General features: G+C 57.2%; 12 protein-coding genes. 8 read left to right on the top strand and 4 right to left on the bottom strand.

From position 1 onward, the window contains the following. The first annotated feature begins 4 nt into the window (after positions 1 to 4). From D1823_RS08230 to D1823_RS08215, 4 genes are read left to right on the top strand one after another with little or no spacing between them, the layout of a single operon-like run. On the top strand, positions 5 to 856 hold the full coding sequence (locus D1823_RS08230; RefSeq protein WP_117869457.1) for a branched-chain amino acid ABC transporter permease: 852 nt from the start codon (positions 5 to 7) through the stop codon (positions 854 to 856). A 1-nt stretch (position 857) separates the two neighbouring features. After that, a complete protein-coding gene (locus D1823_RS08225) occupies positions 858 to 1,805 on the top strand; it encodes a branched-chain amino acid ABC transporter permease (RefSeq protein WP_117869456.1) in 948 nt (315 codons plus the stop codon). Beyond that, positions 1,802 to 2,533, top strand: coding sequence for an ABC transporter ATP-binding protein (locus tag D1823_RS08220; RefSeq protein WP_117872799.1), 732 nt, complete (start codon positions 1,802 to 1,804; stop codon positions 2,531 to 2,533). The genes D1823_RS08225 and D1823_RS08220 overlap by 4 nt, the downstream gene beginning before the upstream one ends. Beyond that, positions 2,533 to 3,240 (top strand): ABC transporter ATP-binding protein, encoded by a 708-nt coding sequence (locus tag D1823_RS08215; protein WP_117869455.1) that lies wholly within the window; start codon positions 2,533 to 2,535, stop codon positions 3,238 to 3,240. Before D1823_RS08220 ends, D1823_RS08215 begins: the two co-directional genes overlap by 1 nt. Before the next feature lie 62 nt (positions 3,241 to 3,302). Here D1823_RS08215 and D1823_RS08210 read toward each other — a convergent pair whose 3' ends face one another. Continuing rightward, the gene (locus tag D1823_RS08210) at positions 3,303 to 4,307 is read right to left on the bottom strand and encodes an Ldh family oxidoreductase (protein WP_117869454.1); all 1,005 of its coding nucleotides are present in this window, start codon (positions 4,305 to 4,307) and stop codon (positions 3,303 to 3,305) included. A 31-nt stretch (positions 4,308 to 4,338) separates the two neighbouring features. Beyond that, positions 4,339 to 6,768, bottom strand: a complete 2,430-nt coding sequence (locus D1823_RS08205; RefSeq protein ID WP_117869453.1) for an FAD-dependent oxidoreductase — start codon at positions 6,766 to 6,768, stop codon at positions 4,339 to 4,341. Between the two features lie 318 nt (positions 6,769 to 7,086). On the opposite strand from D1823_RS08205, the gene xylB reads away from it, so the two are divergent. Genes xylB through D1823_RS08190 form a run of 3 tightly spaced genes read left to right on the top strand, consistent with a single transcriptional unit; the run spans position 7,087 to position 10,786 of the window. Then, positions 7,087 to 8,544, top strand: coding sequence for a xylulokinase (xylB, locus tag D1823_RS08200; protein WP_117869452.1), 1,458 nt, complete (start codon positions 7,087 to 7,089; stop codon positions 8,542 to 8,544). After that, entirely contained in the window at positions 8,544 to 9,491 is a 948-nt protein-coding gene (locus tag D1823_RS08195) for an aldose epimerase family protein (protein ID WP_117869451.1), read from the top strand. The genes xylB and D1823_RS08195 overlap by 1 nt, the downstream gene beginning before the upstream one ends. Beyond that, positions 9,488 to 10,786: a cytochrome-c peroxidase gene (locus tag D1823_RS08190; protein ID WP_117869450.1), complete on the top strand. Its 1,299-nt coding sequence runs from the start codon at positions 9,488 to 9,490 to the stop codon at positions 10,784 to 10,786. Before D1823_RS08195 ends, D1823_RS08190 begins: the two co-directional genes overlap by 4 nt. Here D1823_RS08190 and D1823_RS08185 read toward each other — a convergent pair whose 3' ends face one another. Then, entirely contained in the window at positions 10,787 to 12,298 is a 1,512-nt protein-coding gene (locus D1823_RS08185; protein ID WP_117869449.1) for a CRTAC1 family protein, read from the bottom strand. Continuing rightward, positions 12,288 to 13,505, bottom strand: coding sequence for an ROK family transcriptional regulator (locus D1823_RS08180; protein ID WP_117869448.1), 1,218 nt, complete (start codon positions 13,503 to 13,505; stop codon positions 12,288 to 12,290). Before D1823_RS08180 ends, D1823_RS08185 begins: the two co-directional genes overlap by 11 nt. Positions 13,506 to 13,658: 153 nt before the next feature. Between D1823_RS08180 and xylF the strand changes: the two genes are divergently transcribed. Then, positions 13,659 to 14,678 (top strand): D-xylose ABC transporter substrate-binding protein, encoded by a 1,020-nt coding sequence (xylF, locus tag D1823_RS08175; RefSeq protein WP_117869447.1) that lies wholly within the window; start codon positions 13,659 to 13,661, stop codon positions 14,676 to 14,678. The last annotated feature ends 30 nt before the right edge of the window (positions 14,679 to 14,708 follow it).

Raw genomic sequence — 14,708 nt, 5'->3', positions numbered from 1 at the left:
TTACATGTTGCAAATACTGATCCAGGGGCTTTTGCTCAGCGGTCTCTATGCGCTTATCGCAATGGGTTTCACGCTGATCTTCAGCATCGGTCGAGTCCTGAACCTGGCCTACGGTGCCTATCTGATGGTCGGCGGATACATGTATTTCTGGGTGTCTCAGACCTTGGGAATGCCCAAGCTGATGGGCGTGGTGGTGGCCGTCCTACTGGGCGTTCTGATGGGGGTTCTGAAATATCGCCTTATCGTCAAGACGCTCAAAGGGGATCACGTGGCGGTCGAAATTTCGACGCTGATCCTTGCGGTCGTGATTCAGGCGGGGATTGTTCTTGTCTTTGGTGACAGCAGCAAGATCCTGCTTCCGATTGTACCGGGCGTGATCAACGTGGCCGGGGCATCCGTCACTTATAATATCCTGATCGCGACGCTGATCAGCTGGGCCATTTTGTTGGGGTTGTATGCCTTTGTACGTCTGACCCATACAGGGCGGGCGATGCAGGCGGTGTCGATGGACGCCAAAGGGGCGGCGATTTCCGGGATCGATCCGGATCGGATCAACCTGATCACATGGGGTATCTCGGGGGCACTGGGCGCGCTGGGCGGCGTGTTCTTCGCCAGCTATACGCAGTTATCGCCGTCAATGTGGGTCGCACCTCTGATCATCTCGGTGGCCGTCGTCATTGTGGGGGGTATCGGATCGATCATAGGTACGCTTGTGGTCGCCCATATCGTCGGATTTCTCGAAGTCATCGTTGTCGCCTCCCTGGCGCCGGAACTGCGCGGCGTCTTTACCATGCTGCTGATTATTGGCGTGCTGGTGACCCGGCCGCAGGGCCTGTTTGGCCGCGAGGAGTTATAATATGGGCCTGCGCTGGTTTCACTATGTTCTCTGGGGCGGCCTGATCGCGGGCATGTTTCTGCTCCCTCAGGTGGTCTCGAACGGCACGCTGCGCACGATGATCTTTGCCAACTATCTGGCCATCTTCGCCATCAGCTGGGACGTGCTGTCGGGAAAGACGGGGTACGTGAGTTTCGGCCACCCTTTCCTGATCGGTATCGGAGCTTATACGACTGCGATCCTGACCAAACGGTTTGACGTGCCGGTCGAAATCTCAATCCCTGTGGCCGTGTTGGTCACAATGATCGCGGGTCTTATTGTGTTGTTGCCCGCTCTGCGCATTCGCGGCAGCTACTTCGCGCTGGTCACACTGGCCTTCATGGAACTGCTCTATCAGCTGGTTCAGGTGATCCGCCCGGATCTGACCGGCGGCACACGTGGTATGTCGGGAATTCAAACTCTCACACGTGGCGCGGCCAACGGATATTATTTGTCCACGGCGCTAATGCTAAGTGTTGCAGTCAGCATGTGGCTGCTGATGAAAACCCGGGTAGGGACCGCTTTGGCTGCAATCGGAATGAATGAAGAAAGCGTTCGTGGTTCAGGTCTCAGCACCACGCGGCTTAAGGCGTTTGCGTTCCTGACCAGCGCTCTTGTCGCCGGGCTGGGAGGGGCTTTTTATGTCCACTACCTTGGCTCGCTTGCACCGCGGGCGCTGTTCGACATCAACTTTCTCTTCACCATCATAGTTGCGGCATTGCTGGGCGGAACATCGACCATTATCGGCCCCATGATCGGTGCGTTCTTCATGACGTTCCTTCTGGAGTACCTGCGTCCTGTGCTTCCCGGAGCAGAACGGTATTTCGTCTACGGTGCCATCGCACTGCTTCTCTACATGTATCAGCCAAAGGGATTGGTTGAACTTGCTCAACGCGGCTGTCAACGGCTGCGGAAAGGGGGGCTGACATGACCGTTGCATTGAAAGTGTCTGGTCTTGTCAAACGGTTTGGCGGGCTGGTAGCCACGAATGATCTGTCCTTTTCCCTGCAAGAAGGAGAATCGCTGGGCCTGATCGGACCGAATGGCGCGGGAAAGACAACGGTTTTCAGCCAGATCATGGGTGAGTTGCGGCAGAACAGCGGTACAATCGAGCTGTTCGGGCAAGAAATCTCGGTGCTGTCGACGCCGCAACGTATTCGGGCTGGGGTCAGCAGGACCTATCAGATTCCGCGTCCGTTTGGTGACATGAGTGTTGCCGAAAATATCAGGGTGGGCCTGATGCCGGACGACATCTGGCGTATGATCGTTTCGCGTCCGGATACGGAACGGGAAAAGGAACTTGCGCTGAGTGTCGGATTCACGGAAACGGATCTGAACCGTTCACCGTCCGAATTGGCTATGGGTGATTTGCGCAAGCTCGAAATGGCCCGAACCATGGCCACGGCACCGCGTGTCATGTTGCTGGATGAGGTGTTTGCAGGTCTGACAGTCGGTGAAATCGCGCAGATTTCCGATCTCATACAATCCATGCGCAAGGACGGGATGACCTTTTTGATCGTCAGCCATGACTTGCCGGCGCTGGAACCGCTGATCGACCGCGCCATCGCCATCGAGCGGGGCACCATGATTGCCGAAGGCTCGTTCAGCGACGTGATGAACGACACGGCCGTTCAGGCCTCGTACTTGGGGAGCGTCTGATGTCCTATCTGGAAATCGAGAACCTGTCTGCGTTTTACGGCAAGGCCCAGGCGTTGACAGATATTTCGATCACGGTGCAGCCCGGTGAGATTGTCGCCGTGGTCGGCCCGAACGGTGCAGGTAAATCCACCCTGTTGGACAGCATCATGGGCCTCGTGAAAGTCGAAGGCGACATCCGCTTGCGAGGGCACAGCCTTGCCGGTCGAAGCCCTTCGGAAATCGTGCGCCATGGGGTTGGCTATGCGCCCGAGCGGTTCAACCTGTTTCCTTATATGTCTGTGCGCGACAATCTGATGGTGGGGGCCTTCACCGCACGAGACGACATCGAAAGCAATCTTGAAATGGTGCACAGTCTTTTCCCGCGCCTGCAAGAACGGGAAGGCCAGGAGACGTCGACCCAATCCGGCGGGGAAAGGCAGATGGTGTCCTTTGGCAGGGCCTTGATGACCAGCCCGGAACTGCTGCTTGTCGATGAGCCCACAATTGGCCTGGCCCCGAAAATCTGTCACGAGATTGCTGAAGTTGTCCGTCAGCTGAACAAGGACTACGGGCTGACCGTCGTCATCACGGAACAGAATGCCAATTTTGCCCTGTCGCTTGCCAGCCGCATCTATGTGCTGGAGTCCGGGCGGATGCAGACGTCGGGTACAGCTGACGAATTGAGAAATGACAAACGCTTGCTCGAGGCCTATTTCGGCGGCCATTGAGTGGCGCGGTTGGCAAGCTGGGCAGGTGCTGTCCGGCCATTCGATAGCCGGTGATTTCAGTTTCAGCCGAGTGCGTCCAGAACCTCGGTACTCACTTCGATGCCATGGGCGTCGGCGGCTGCCCGTTTTGCAAGGCGACCGTCGCCCGGAACCCGGGCGGAACCGTTGCCGGAAATCTCGGCGCAGATGCGGGCGACATATTCGTTGAAGGCCGCGTTGCCGAACCGGCTGGGATCAATTGCAATCAGGGTCGCACCACCTTTGATGTTCAGGGCATCAAAGGACTGGCGTTCTTCGTTGTCCACGGACAGGGTTCCACCGGCCAGTGCTGCGCCCAACACCTCAACCATGAAGGCGATCGCGGCCCCCTTATGCTCTCCGAATGGCAACAGGCTGCGGGTTTCAAGGATGGCATTCGGGTCGGTGGAGGGCTCGCCCCGGGGGTCAAGACCGGCAGGGCGGGGCAGGTCGTGCCCCTCGGCAGCGGCCATGCGGATATCCATGAGGGCCACCATGGACGAGGCCTGATCCCAGACCACCGGCGCGTCGCCTTCGCGTGGGCAGGCAAATGACATGGGATTGGTGCCAAATACCGGGCGAACCCCACCTTGCGGAACCACCATGGACAATGAGTTGATCACGGCAAAAGCCACCAAACCTGCTTCGGCCAAGGGTTCGGTGTCAAACCGTAAGGCACCCAGATGGTGACAGTTTGTACAAGTGAACGCGGCAATGCCGTTTTCCCGTGTCATCGCGATCAGATCCTCGCGGGCTTCAGCCGCTGCAACCTGATAATACCCGTTGTCGGCGTCACAGCGCAAAACGCCCGGGGCAACCTTTTCGGTCTTGGGCGTCGCGTGCCCGTTGGCATAGCCGGACGTGAAGCTTTGGACATAGACTGGCAACATGCGCAACCCGTGGCTGCGCGGGCCGTCCCGTTCAGACCGGGTGACGATATCAGCAAGAATATCACTGCTGCGTGAATCCACTCCGGCAGAAACAAGAACTGATTTGGCCAAGTCCCGAACTTCAGCAAGAGAAAGCGTTTTTGTCGATTGTTCGGTCATCAGTTCGAGTCCAGTCTCTGTGTTTTAGCACTCATGCGCGGGCGCGAGTGTTTGCGGGATCGACAGCACATGTGTCAATGACCACGGCGTCGCGCATTTCATTGTGGACCAGCACCTGCATTTTCGTACCGGGCGCCGTCATGTTCTGTGGCACTAGTGCCATCGCAATGTCGTGGTTGCAATAATAAGAGAACCCGCCCGAGGTGACTCGGCCGATGAGCTTGCCCTGAGCGTAGACACTCTCGTCAAACATCACCGACGTTTCGCCAAAGGGCAGTTTCAGCGTGACCAGCCGCCGGTATGTGCCTTCCTTTTTCTGTTTCAAAAGAGCGGCCTTGCCTATGAAGGCGCGACCTTCGGTTACCACGAACCGGTCGAGGCCGGCCTCGTATGGCGTCATGTCCTTGCAAATCTCGCGATTGATGGCGCGATAGGATTTTTCAAGGCGCATGGATTCCAGTGCCTCAAGCCCGAAAGGTTTCACACCGGCCTTCAACAGCAGGTCGACAAGATGGCGGTTGTAACCGACCGGGTGATGCAGTTCCCACCCCAGCTCGCCGGTATAGGACACGCGAAGCAGATGAACGCCCTTGGCGTAACCCACTTCACCCATTTGCGCAGAAAGCCAGGGGAAGGCTTCGTTCGACAGGTCATTGTCGGTCAACGGTTGCAGGATCTCTCGTGCCTTGGGGCCTGCCAGAGCAATCACGCCCAGTTGTTCTGAAACATCTTCAAGAAGGACAGAGCTGTCATTGGGCAGCAAACGTCGCAGTTGATCCCAGTTGTAGGCGCGCCAGTTCGGGGTGGAGACCAGGTAAAAATCATTCTCGGCATAGCGGACGACCGTGTATTCAGCATCCATGCCGCCCTTTTGGTTCAACAAAAGCGACAGGGTCATTCGCCCCACTTTGGGCAGCCTGTTCGCCATAAGGCCATCCAGCCATTTGGCGGCCCCCGGTCCGCGCACGGTGAACTTGGTCATCGGTGACATCTCGATGAACCCGGCCACGTCACGGGTGGTGCGCACTTCTTCCTGAACGCGTTCCATGTGGTTGGTGCGACGGAAGGAATGTTCCGGAACAGCTTCCTCGCGCGATTTGGCGAACCAGCGCGGAAACTCATATCCGTTGAAGCTGGTCCAGACGGCGCCATGCGCGCTCAGCAGATCGTAGGACCCCATCGTTTTCATCGGGCGCGCGTCGGGAAAATCTTCTCCGGGAATGTGCGCGTTCATGTGGGTCCCCCACGTTTCGCGCACCTTGTCCATGGTCCACTGCTTGGACGCGTAATCCGAAAAACGGCGCGGGTCGAGTTCGGACATGTCCATGCCCGGATCCCCATCTACAATCCAGCGGGCCAGGCGTTCACCAACAGTGCCACCCCACAATATGCCGCCGGGCATGCCTTCGGCCAGCCACAGGTTTTCATGCCCCGGTGCGGGTCCCGCAAGCGGCAACTCGTCTGGTGTCATCTGGAACGGACCCCGAGTGTTGGCCTTGATACCCACCTCACCAAGTGTTGGAACCCGCTCGATGGCACGTTCCCACTGCGCTTCGACCGCGTCGAAATCTTCGGGCAGGAGGTCGGCACCAAAGTCAGGCGGAACACGATCTTCGGCGAATAGCTTGAGGTCTTTGGTGAACTCATAAGGGCCGAACTGAATGCCGCCCACGTCTTCGCGCAGATAGGCGCCGTAATCTTCATCCCGCAGGATCGGGAACTCGGGCAACCCTTGCGCGCGGCGTTCTTTGAGAAGGGGAACGGTTTCCGTTGTCCAGTATTGGTGAACGATTGGAATGCAAGGCAGATCCAGGCCAACACGGCGCGCGTTCTCGCGGGCATAGTTTCCAGTCGCGAAGACCAGATGTTCGCAAGTGATCTCACCCTGATTGGTTGTCACCTTCCAATGACCGTTTTCCAGTTTTCCATAGGCCAGCGCTTCGGTGTTCTGAAACACTTTGGCGCCCTTTTCACGCGCCAGCTTGGCCATTGCCATGGTGATGTCGGCAGGGTTCACATAGCCGTCCTCGGTATGCAGGATGCCGCCGCGAATATTTTCCGATTGGTTGAGCAGAGGGTGCAGTTCGGCGATTTCCTCCGGCGTCAAAAGTTTGCAAGGCACACCGGCAGCTTTGGCAATCGAGGCATAGGACAGGAATTCGTCCCAGCGTTCCTGCGTATTGGCGACGCGCAGCTGCCCCACTTTGCGCAGCCCGACCGAAGCGCCGATTTTCTTTTCGACTTCGGAATAGATGCGGATGGTCTCCATCGTCATCTTCGAAACGTTGTGGGACCGCACAAAGGTGACCAGCAGACCTGCCGCGTGCCAGGTGGAGCCGGAGGTCAGCGTGGTTCTCTCAAGCATGATCGCATCGGTGCACCCATGCTGCGTCAATCCATAAAGAACCGAAGCCCCGACGCATCCGCCACCAACGACAACAACCTTGGCATGTGATTTCATTCGCTGAATTCCCTCTTGCGACTGATTTCGTTTTCAGACGGACCGTCAGCATGAAATCAGTAAACCCAGAACTGCTTGAACTGTTTACGTAAAGTCAGCGTCAGACAATTCGAAAAATTTTCGGGCCCAGCTTAGTTGAATTAAACCTTGGTCGTGTGTGCCGATGACTCCACGCGTTCTGCGAGGGTCTTCATAAAATTATGTGCCATCTCTTGCGTCGCCTTGATATGTTAGCGCAAACTGTGCTGATAAGGTCTGACATAGGTTCCAAGTGCTTGATGGCACCATCAGCCTGTGCTGCATTAAGGGGGAAAACGCGTGTATCTCGGTCTGGATTTGGGGACGTCAGGTCTTCGGGGAATTGTGGTCAGCGAAGAGGGCAACGTCGTTGCCGAAGCCGAAGCAGGTGTTGTGACATCCACGCCGCACCCCGGTTGGTCAGAACAAGATCCGTTCGATTGGGTAGAAGCCTGTCAAAACGTCGTTGCCCAATTACGTGAGCTGAACGGTGCCGCATTTTCCGCGGTGCGCGGCGTCGGTCTGAGCGGCCATATGCACGGTGCCACGTTGCTGGATCGGGATGGCAATGTGCTGAGGCCCTGTATCCTTTGGAACGACACGAGATCAGCGCAGGAAGCTGCGGATTTGGATGGTCTGGCTTCTATGCGCTCGATCACCGGAAATATCGTTTTTCCGGGTTTCACGGCACCCAAGCTGGAATGGGTGCGCGGGCATGAGCCTGACGTGTTTGCGAAGACATCCAAGGTGTTGCTTCCGAAAGATTATCTGCGTTTCTGGCTCACCGGATCCTACGTCAGTGACATGTCCGACAGCGCCGGTACGGCATGGTTGGATGTTGGAGAACGTGAATGGTCAGACATTGCGCTGGATCTGAGCCATATGCGCCGGGATCAAATGCCAGAGCTGGTTGAAGGCAGTTCAGCAGGCGGAGAACTGCGATCAGAGATCCTTCAGCAATGGGGCCTGACCGGGCCGGTCGTGGTTGCCGGCGGGGCCGGTGACAACGCGGCAGCGGCCTGCGGCATCGGAAGCATCGGCGAGGGCAGTGGATTTCTGTCATTGGGCACGTCGGGTGTGTTGCTGGTCGCGAAGGAAAGCTATGCGCCTGCGCCGGAAACAGCCGTTCATTGTTTTTGTCATGCAGTCCCGGATCGCTGGATTCAAATGGGTGTGATCCTGTCGGCCACCAACAGTCTCAACTGGCTGTCCCGTCACCTCGGTCAACCCGTCGGCACGCTGGCATCGGACCTGCCGGATTCGGTGAAGGGGCCATCAAAGATCACCTTCCTTCCGTACCTGTCCGGTGAACGGACGCCGCATAACGACAGCGCCATACGCGGAGCGTTCTTCGGCCTGGATATCGCATCGGAAACCGCTGATCTGACCCAGTCTGTGATGGAGGGAGTTTCCTTTGCGATGCGCGATTGTTTGGAGGCACTCAAGAGTACGGGCACCAAGCCCGAAAGTTTGCTGGTTGTCGGTGGCGGGGCGCGGTCGCGATTATGGCTGGAGACACTGGCCACAGTTCTGAACACACCGCTTGCTCTGCCCAAGGGAAGTGAGTTCGGTGCCGCCATCGGCGCGGCACGTCTCGCTGTCTGTGCAGTGCAGGGCGCCGACCCCGAGGATGTCATGCTTTCCCCGGAAGTCGCTGAGCGTGTTGAACCACGTGTCGAGCTGTCCAACGCTTATGAGGCGGAATACCAGCGGTATCGCGAGTACTATGCCGCTCTGTCCCCTCTGGCTGCGCGGTGATGGCTGATCCCAAGTCTATGCCTGTCGAGCAAGTCATACTTCAAGACGGCGACATGTCCGTTTCGGTATTGAGCTATGGCGCAAGCACGCAAGGATGGTGGCTTGGCAAAACACCCTTGATATTGGGCTACGAAAACCCGCAGGATTACCTGTCGGACCCGTTTTACCTCGGCGCGATTGTGGGGCGTGTAGCCAACCGCATCGGCGGAGCGCAGTTTACATTGCAAGGGGGCGTTCATCACCTGACAGCAAACGAAGGGCCGACCACGCTGCATGGTGGTCCGAGCGGGCTGTCACGCAAATACTGGGATATCGTGAAAACCTCTCCAAATCAGGCGGTTCTGTCCTTGACTTCACCTGACGGTGAAGGCGGATTTCCCGGAGAAGTCAAATTCGAGGTGCATGTCGAACTAACCTGTCCGCGTCTGATCTATACAATCAGGGCGCGACCGGATCGCCCCACACCGATCAGCATCGCGCAGCACAGTTATTACACTCTGGGCTGTCCGGAGGATATCCTGGGCTGCCTGCTCAGGCTAAGATCGAACCGGGTGCTGGAATTGGACGCGCTTTCAGTTCCTTCCGGAGATATCTCCGGTGCCGGCGAAAGTGTGCCAGATTTCGCGTTGTCACGTACCGTCGGGTCGGAGGGGCGCGAACTGGACCATTTCTTTGTGTTTGATGAAAGTGGAACCCCTGACCATCCGGTTGCAGCGGTCAGGGCACCTTCGGGATTGAGGATGAACGTGTATTCAGATCAACCCGGGGCACAGGTCTATACCGGGGCACATCTGTCAGGCCGATTTAGCCCAGGTGCGGGGCTGTGTATTGAACCGTCAGGATATCCGAACGCCGTGAATGTCCCTTCGTTCCCGTCCGTCATCCACACGCCGGACAACCCGTATCAACAAACATTGACGCTGGAAATTCCCGAGGATCAATCATGAGGATCCAGATTGCTGCGAGTGCTGTGGGTATCTGGCTGACGCTTTCAGTTGCTCAGGCGCAAGACCTTGGTCCGCAACCCGAATTTTTCGAACCGGACCTTTCAAACTCAGAATTGGGACAATTGCTGTTTTATGATCCGATCCTGTCGGGGAACAGGAATATCAGTTGCGCAACCTGTCATCATCCGAAACTGGGAACGTCTGACGGGCTCTCGCTGGGTATCGGCGAAGGTGGAACCGGGCTGGGGGGAAAGCGTAAGCTTACTCAAGATAACATGCCCGAGCAGCGTATTCCGCGAAACTCGCCCGCGATGTGGAATCTCGGGGCGCTGGAATTCACGACGTTTTTCCATGACGGCCGCCTCGAGGCGGATCCTTCTCGGCCCAATGGCATCAGAACCCCGTTGGGGACACATATGAGGCCGGGGTTCCAGTCGGCCTTGGCGGCGCAGGCGATGTTCCCGGTGCTGTCACCTGACGAAATGGCGGGACATTATTCTGAAAACGAAGTCAGCAAGGCCGTGCGTCTCGGCTTGCTCACACAAGAGGGTGGCGCCTGGGATCTGATTGCCGCGCGGGTGGCCGCGATACCGGAATACAAACAGCGATTTGACGACATCGCGCCCGGAGAAGACATCACCTTTACCGCAATTGCCAATGTCATTGCCGACTTCATCGCGTTTGAATGGCGGGCTGACAACAGCCTCTTTGACCGAGCGATGCGAGGCGAAGACGTGCTGCCCGATCAGGCGCAACTGGGGATGGAACTGTTTTACGGAAAGGCTGGATGCAGCGCCTGCCATTCCGGGTGGTTCCAGACCGATCACCGTTTCCATTCCATCGCCATGCCTCAGATCGGTCCAGGAAAAGCAGCGCGTTTCGAAAATCATGTGCGGGATGACGGGCGACTACGCGTCACGGGCGACAAGGACGATGCGTTCGCGTTTCGCACGCCTTCATTGCGCAACGTGACCCTGACGGCGCCATATGGCCACAGCGGAGCCTATGCGCAGCTTGAAGATGTCGTGCGCCATCACCTGCACCCGGTTGCCGCCTTGCGGAGTTACTCAATCGAAAAGGCTGATCTGCCCGAGTTTTCCGGGGCAGAGGACCAAAAGGCTTTGTTGGACGCCCAGCATATTGAGGCTATCGCGGCGTCAAACGATCTGGTTTCCATCAGCCTGAGTGACGAAGAGGTCGACGCCATCCTGAGTTTTCTGGGCACGCTGGAAGATCCGGCAGTGCGGCTGGGCGTGCCGCAATCAGTTCCCAGCGGATTGCCCGTGGATCAGTGATCAGCGCTGGAGGTGGATTACTCGGTTGGGGTCGGCAGGCTGCCAGTCTCCGTGTTCGCCATCTGGCCAGATCACCCGTACCTCTGCGGTCTCGGAATCCCCCAGACCAAAGTGGTGGGGCCCGGATATTCCACTTGCATGTCCTCCGCCAATGGTAACTTCGCGGGTTTGCATGCCAGCAGGTGATTTGACCTCGATAAAACTGCCGACCGCCGCTTGATTGGGGTGGTTCTGACTAAGATCAACCATGAGCCAGTTGCCAGAGGTCGGTTCATTCTGGAAAACCTCAAGGTCCGCGCCACGATTGACCACCACCAAATCCAACCACCCATCCCCATTGAAATCCGCCAGGGCCCCGCCGCGGGACTTTGCCATGGACGCGACACCAGCTTGTGATGCTGTTTCGACAAACTGACCGTCGGCGGCCTGCATCAACAGATTATTGGGATCGGTTTGCGCCGCGTCGGGCATCTGCTCAACATTGCCTTTCGCGACAAAAATGTCGTCCAGCCCGTCATTGTTGACGTCCCCGAACTGAGCATGCCAGCCGGTTGAGGGGCGGCCATCTTTTCCTACATGCGGCCTGTGTGCGGTAGTGCCTCGGTCATAGGTTGCATCCCGCCATGTCGGCCCATCCGTTGCGGGATCGAAAACCTGGAATTTCTGATCCCCCATGGAAGTCAGATAAACATCGGGAAACCCATCACCGGTCAAATCCCGCGAGGCAATCCCCATGCCCCAGATCGAGTAGGGAAGCCATCCATCGACCTCGCTGTACAGGCGCGGGGGGTCTTCCATGGCCCACAGTTGTTCTTGCCCGCCACTCACATAGTAGTGGCGGTCATTGCTGACACGCAGATCCGCGCGACCCGTGCGCGCCCAGTCGGAAAACAGAATGGACAAGGAACAATGACCGGGTTCCAAATGGACAGGGCTGCCATATTCGCTCCCTTCCGGGCGGTACAGCAGAGTTGGTCCGCAAGCCTCAAAAGGTCCATCCGGATTGCTTCGGTCGACATAGGTCCCAAAGGCCAGTGTTGGCAGGGTTTGCTCGCTTTCCCAAGTCACGGAAAAACCGGTGGTCCAATGGTCCTGAGATTGAAAGTTCAGTTCCGCAAAGGGCTCGAATGCGCAGTTCGGTTTGCCGCGCAGCAAGAGGTCTTTGCCCACGCGTAAGACCGCCAGATCCAGAAGCCCATCGCCATCAATGTCCACCGGGTATGCACCGGTCACATGAAACAAGGATAACTGGTCAGGTGTTTCTGAGCGAAAACTGACTTTTGCGTCGGATGTGTTGATGAATAGTTGCGCTGGGTTCGATCCGCCTGCCACAAACAATTCAGGGCGGTCGTCATTGTTGCAATCGAAGACTGCAACACCCCCGCCCACGAAATGTTCCCAGCCGCCATCGTAAACATGGCCGGGGGTTTCCACCTTTTGAAAGCGTGGTGGAACGGTGTCCGCAGCGGCAGCGGAAGCCACCGCAAGCAGGATTGCTATCTTAGTTCGCATGAGCCGCCAGTTCCCTGACCTTCAGGATAGAGACTTGTTCAATTCCATACGCCGCTGCCCCTTTCGCCCACATTGAATCACCCCAGTGGTTTACCTTGATTTCGGGCAACGGCGCGTCAACGCTGACAACACCGTTTTGGACACGGGTCATCACCTCTTCCGAGTGCAGGTAGTCAAAGCTGCCTCTGGCACCGGACAGGATAATGCACTCGGGGTCGAACAGATTGATCAGGTTCGAAACTCCCATGCCGAACATTTGGCCCGCGCGGGCCAGAACGGAAATGGATCGGGCGTCGCCGGCTTTTGCTGCTGCGAGTATATCAACAAGAGTGCGGGGATCTGTCGCTTCACTGGCGATCGTTGCTTCGCGGATCAGGGCGTATTCGCCCACATAGGCTTCCAGGCATCCGCGCTGCCCGCACTGGCACAACGCACCGTCCAACTGAACTTTGAGGTGCCCGAATTCTGCTCCGCATCCGCGTTCACCGCGATAAAGCTTGCCGTCAAGAACAATACCCAGGCCGATGCCGTGCTCGATCGTAACAACCAAAAAGTTCTTCAGCCCCTTTCCCAATCCGAAAAGCTGTTCCGCCTTTGCGACCAGATTGGCGTCGTTTTCGATGAAGGCAGGGCAGGGCAGCACCTCGGACAAAAGAGAACTCAGATCCACATTTCGTTCCGTTAGGGAAGATGACCAATGCACAAAGTTCTGCTTTGCATCAATAAGGCCGGCGATGCCGATGCAGACACCGGACAAATCTGCAAGGGATCGGTTTGCTGAGGCGCAGGCCTGATCAAGCACGGCGCGAATCTTCTTGGCAAACGCATCCGGGGCCATGCGGGCTTCGTCCAGCGGATGTGTGTACGAAGTGATTTCGGTTCCTTCGAAATCCACGAGAATGACTGAAACCTGCTGGCGGGCGACTTTCACGCCCGCAATCAGATGCGACGCGCCATGGAGCTTCAGCTGTACGCGCGGTCTGCCGCGGCGCGCCGACTTGGAAGGTGTTTCGCCTTCTATTTCCTGAATCAGACCAGCAGACAGAAGATCGGCAGTGGCGGTTGTGATGGTCGCGGGGCTGGTTTCCAACGCGCTGGCGATGTCGATTCGTGAAATGGTCCCCTTGGCCCGGATTTTTTCCAATACGCGCAGGCGAGTGATGTTCCTTTGGTCCGTGGCATTTGAAGAAGCTTTGCTTTTCAGCATCTTGCCCTCGCGAATCTGATCCCTGTTTCAACCTAGGTGGTTTTTTCTGTTACCGATAGCATAAATATTTTACCGACTGAAATAAATATGCTACTCAGAATTATCGGGGCCACGAATCATGAAACGATGGCTCATTGAAACCGGGAGGAAATCATGAAACGAATACTCAGCGCCTCTGCTGTGGCAGTCCTGATGGGGACAGTTGCATTTGCAGAGCCCACGGTCGGTGTAAGCTGGTCGAATTTCCAGGAAGAGCGTTGGAAAACCGACGAAGCGGCGATCAAGGCTGCACTGGAAGCGGGCGGTGCCGAATACATCTCGTCTGATGCGCAATCTTCTTCCGCCAAGCAATTATCGGATATTGAAAGTCTGATCGCGCAGGGCGTTGATGCGCTGATCATTCTGGCGCAGGATTCTCAGGCCATCGGCCCGGCAGTGCAGGCAGCGGCAGACGAAGGCATTCCGGTCATTGCGTATGACCGTCTGATCGAAGATGACCGTGCGTTCTATCTGACATTCGATAACGTTGAAGTTGGCCGGATGCAGGCGCGCGCAGTGTTCGAAGCGATGCCCAAAGGCAACTATGTGATGATCAAGGGCTCGCCCACGGATCCGAACGCGGATTTCCTGCGCGGTGGTCAACAAGAGATCATCCAGGCCGCCGTTGACAGCGGTGATATCGTCATCGTGGGTGAAGCTTATACCGACGGTTGGCTGCCTGCGAACGCGCAGCGCAACATGGAACAGATCCTGACTGCGAACGAAAACAACGTTGATGCCGTAGTGGCCTCGAATGACGGTACTGCTGGCGGCGTTGTCGCCGCGCTGACCGCGCAGGGTATGGAAGGCATTCCTGTCTCGGGTCAAGATGGTGATCATGCGGCGCTGAACCGGGTCGCCAAGGGCACGCAAACCGTTTCTGTATGGAAAGATGCGCGTGAGCTGGGCAAGGCTGCCGGTGAAATAGCAGTTGCGTTGAGCAGCGGAACCAGCCCTGAGGATATTGAAGGCGCCATCAGCTGGACCTCGCCGGGCGGAACCGAGATGAACTCGGTCTTCCTTGCGCCTGTACCGATCACCAAAGACAACCTGTCTGTCGTGGTCGATGCTGGTTGGATTCCGCTGGAAGACCTGTGCCAGGGCGTCGAAAACGGCCCCGCACCCTGTAACTAAACCTAGTTCCAAACTGTCACATCTCTGGCC

The sequence above is a fragment of the Ruegeria sp. AD91A genome, from assembly GCF_003443535.1.
Lineage (GTDB): Bacteria > Pseudomonadota > Alphaproteobacteria > Rhodobacterales > Rhodobacteraceae > Ruegeria.
The sequence above is the reverse complement of the archived record's forward strand: the minus strand, read 5'-3'. Positions and strand labels throughout refer to the sequence as shown.

Excerpts from the sequence above, each read along its gene's own strand:
- D1823_RS08195 (WP_117869451.1), top strand. The coding sequence starts at position 8,544 with ATGGCTGATCCCAAGTCTATGCCTGTCGAGCAAGTCATACTTCAAGAC.
- D1823_RS08180 (WP_117869448.1), bottom strand. The coding sequence starts at position 13,505 with ATGCTGAAAAGCAAAGCTTCTTCAAATGCCACGGACCAAAGGAACATC.
- D1823_RS08220 (WP_117872799.1), top strand. The coding sequence starts at position 1,802 with ATGACCGTTGCATTGAAAGTGTCTGGTCTTGTCAAACGGTTTGGCGGG.
- D1823_RS08190 (WP_117869450.1), top strand. The coding sequence starts at position 9,488 with ATGAGGATCCAGATTGCTGCGAGTGCTGTGGGTATCTGGCTGACGCTT.
- D1823_RS08210 (WP_117869454.1), bottom strand. The coding sequence starts at position 4,307 with ATGACCGAACAATCGACAAAAACGCTTTCTCTTGCTGAAGTTCGGGAC.
- D1823_RS08225 (WP_117869456.1), top strand. The coding sequence starts at position 858 with ATGGGCCTGCGCTGGTTTCACTATGTTCTCTGGGGCGGCCTGATCGCG.
- D1823_RS08230 (WP_117869457.1), top strand. The coding sequence starts at position 5 with ATGTTGCAAATACTGATCCAGGGGCTTTTGCTCAGCGGTCTCTATGCG.
- D1823_RS08205 (WP_117869453.1), bottom strand. The coding sequence starts at position 6,768 with ATGAAATCACATGCCAAGGTTGTTGTCGTTGGTGGCGGATGCGTCGGG.
- D1823_RS08215 (WP_117869455.1), top strand. The coding sequence starts at position 2,533 with ATGTCCTATCTGGAAATCGAGAACCTGTCTGCGTTTTACGGCAAGGCC.
- D1823_RS08185 (WP_117869449.1), bottom strand. The coding sequence starts at position 12,298 with ATGCGAACTAAGATAGCAATCCTGCTTGCGGTGGCTTCCGCTGCCGCT.
- xylF (WP_117869447.1), top strand. The coding sequence starts at position 13,659 with ATGAAACGAATACTCAGCGCCTCTGCTGTGGCAGTCCTGATGGGGACA.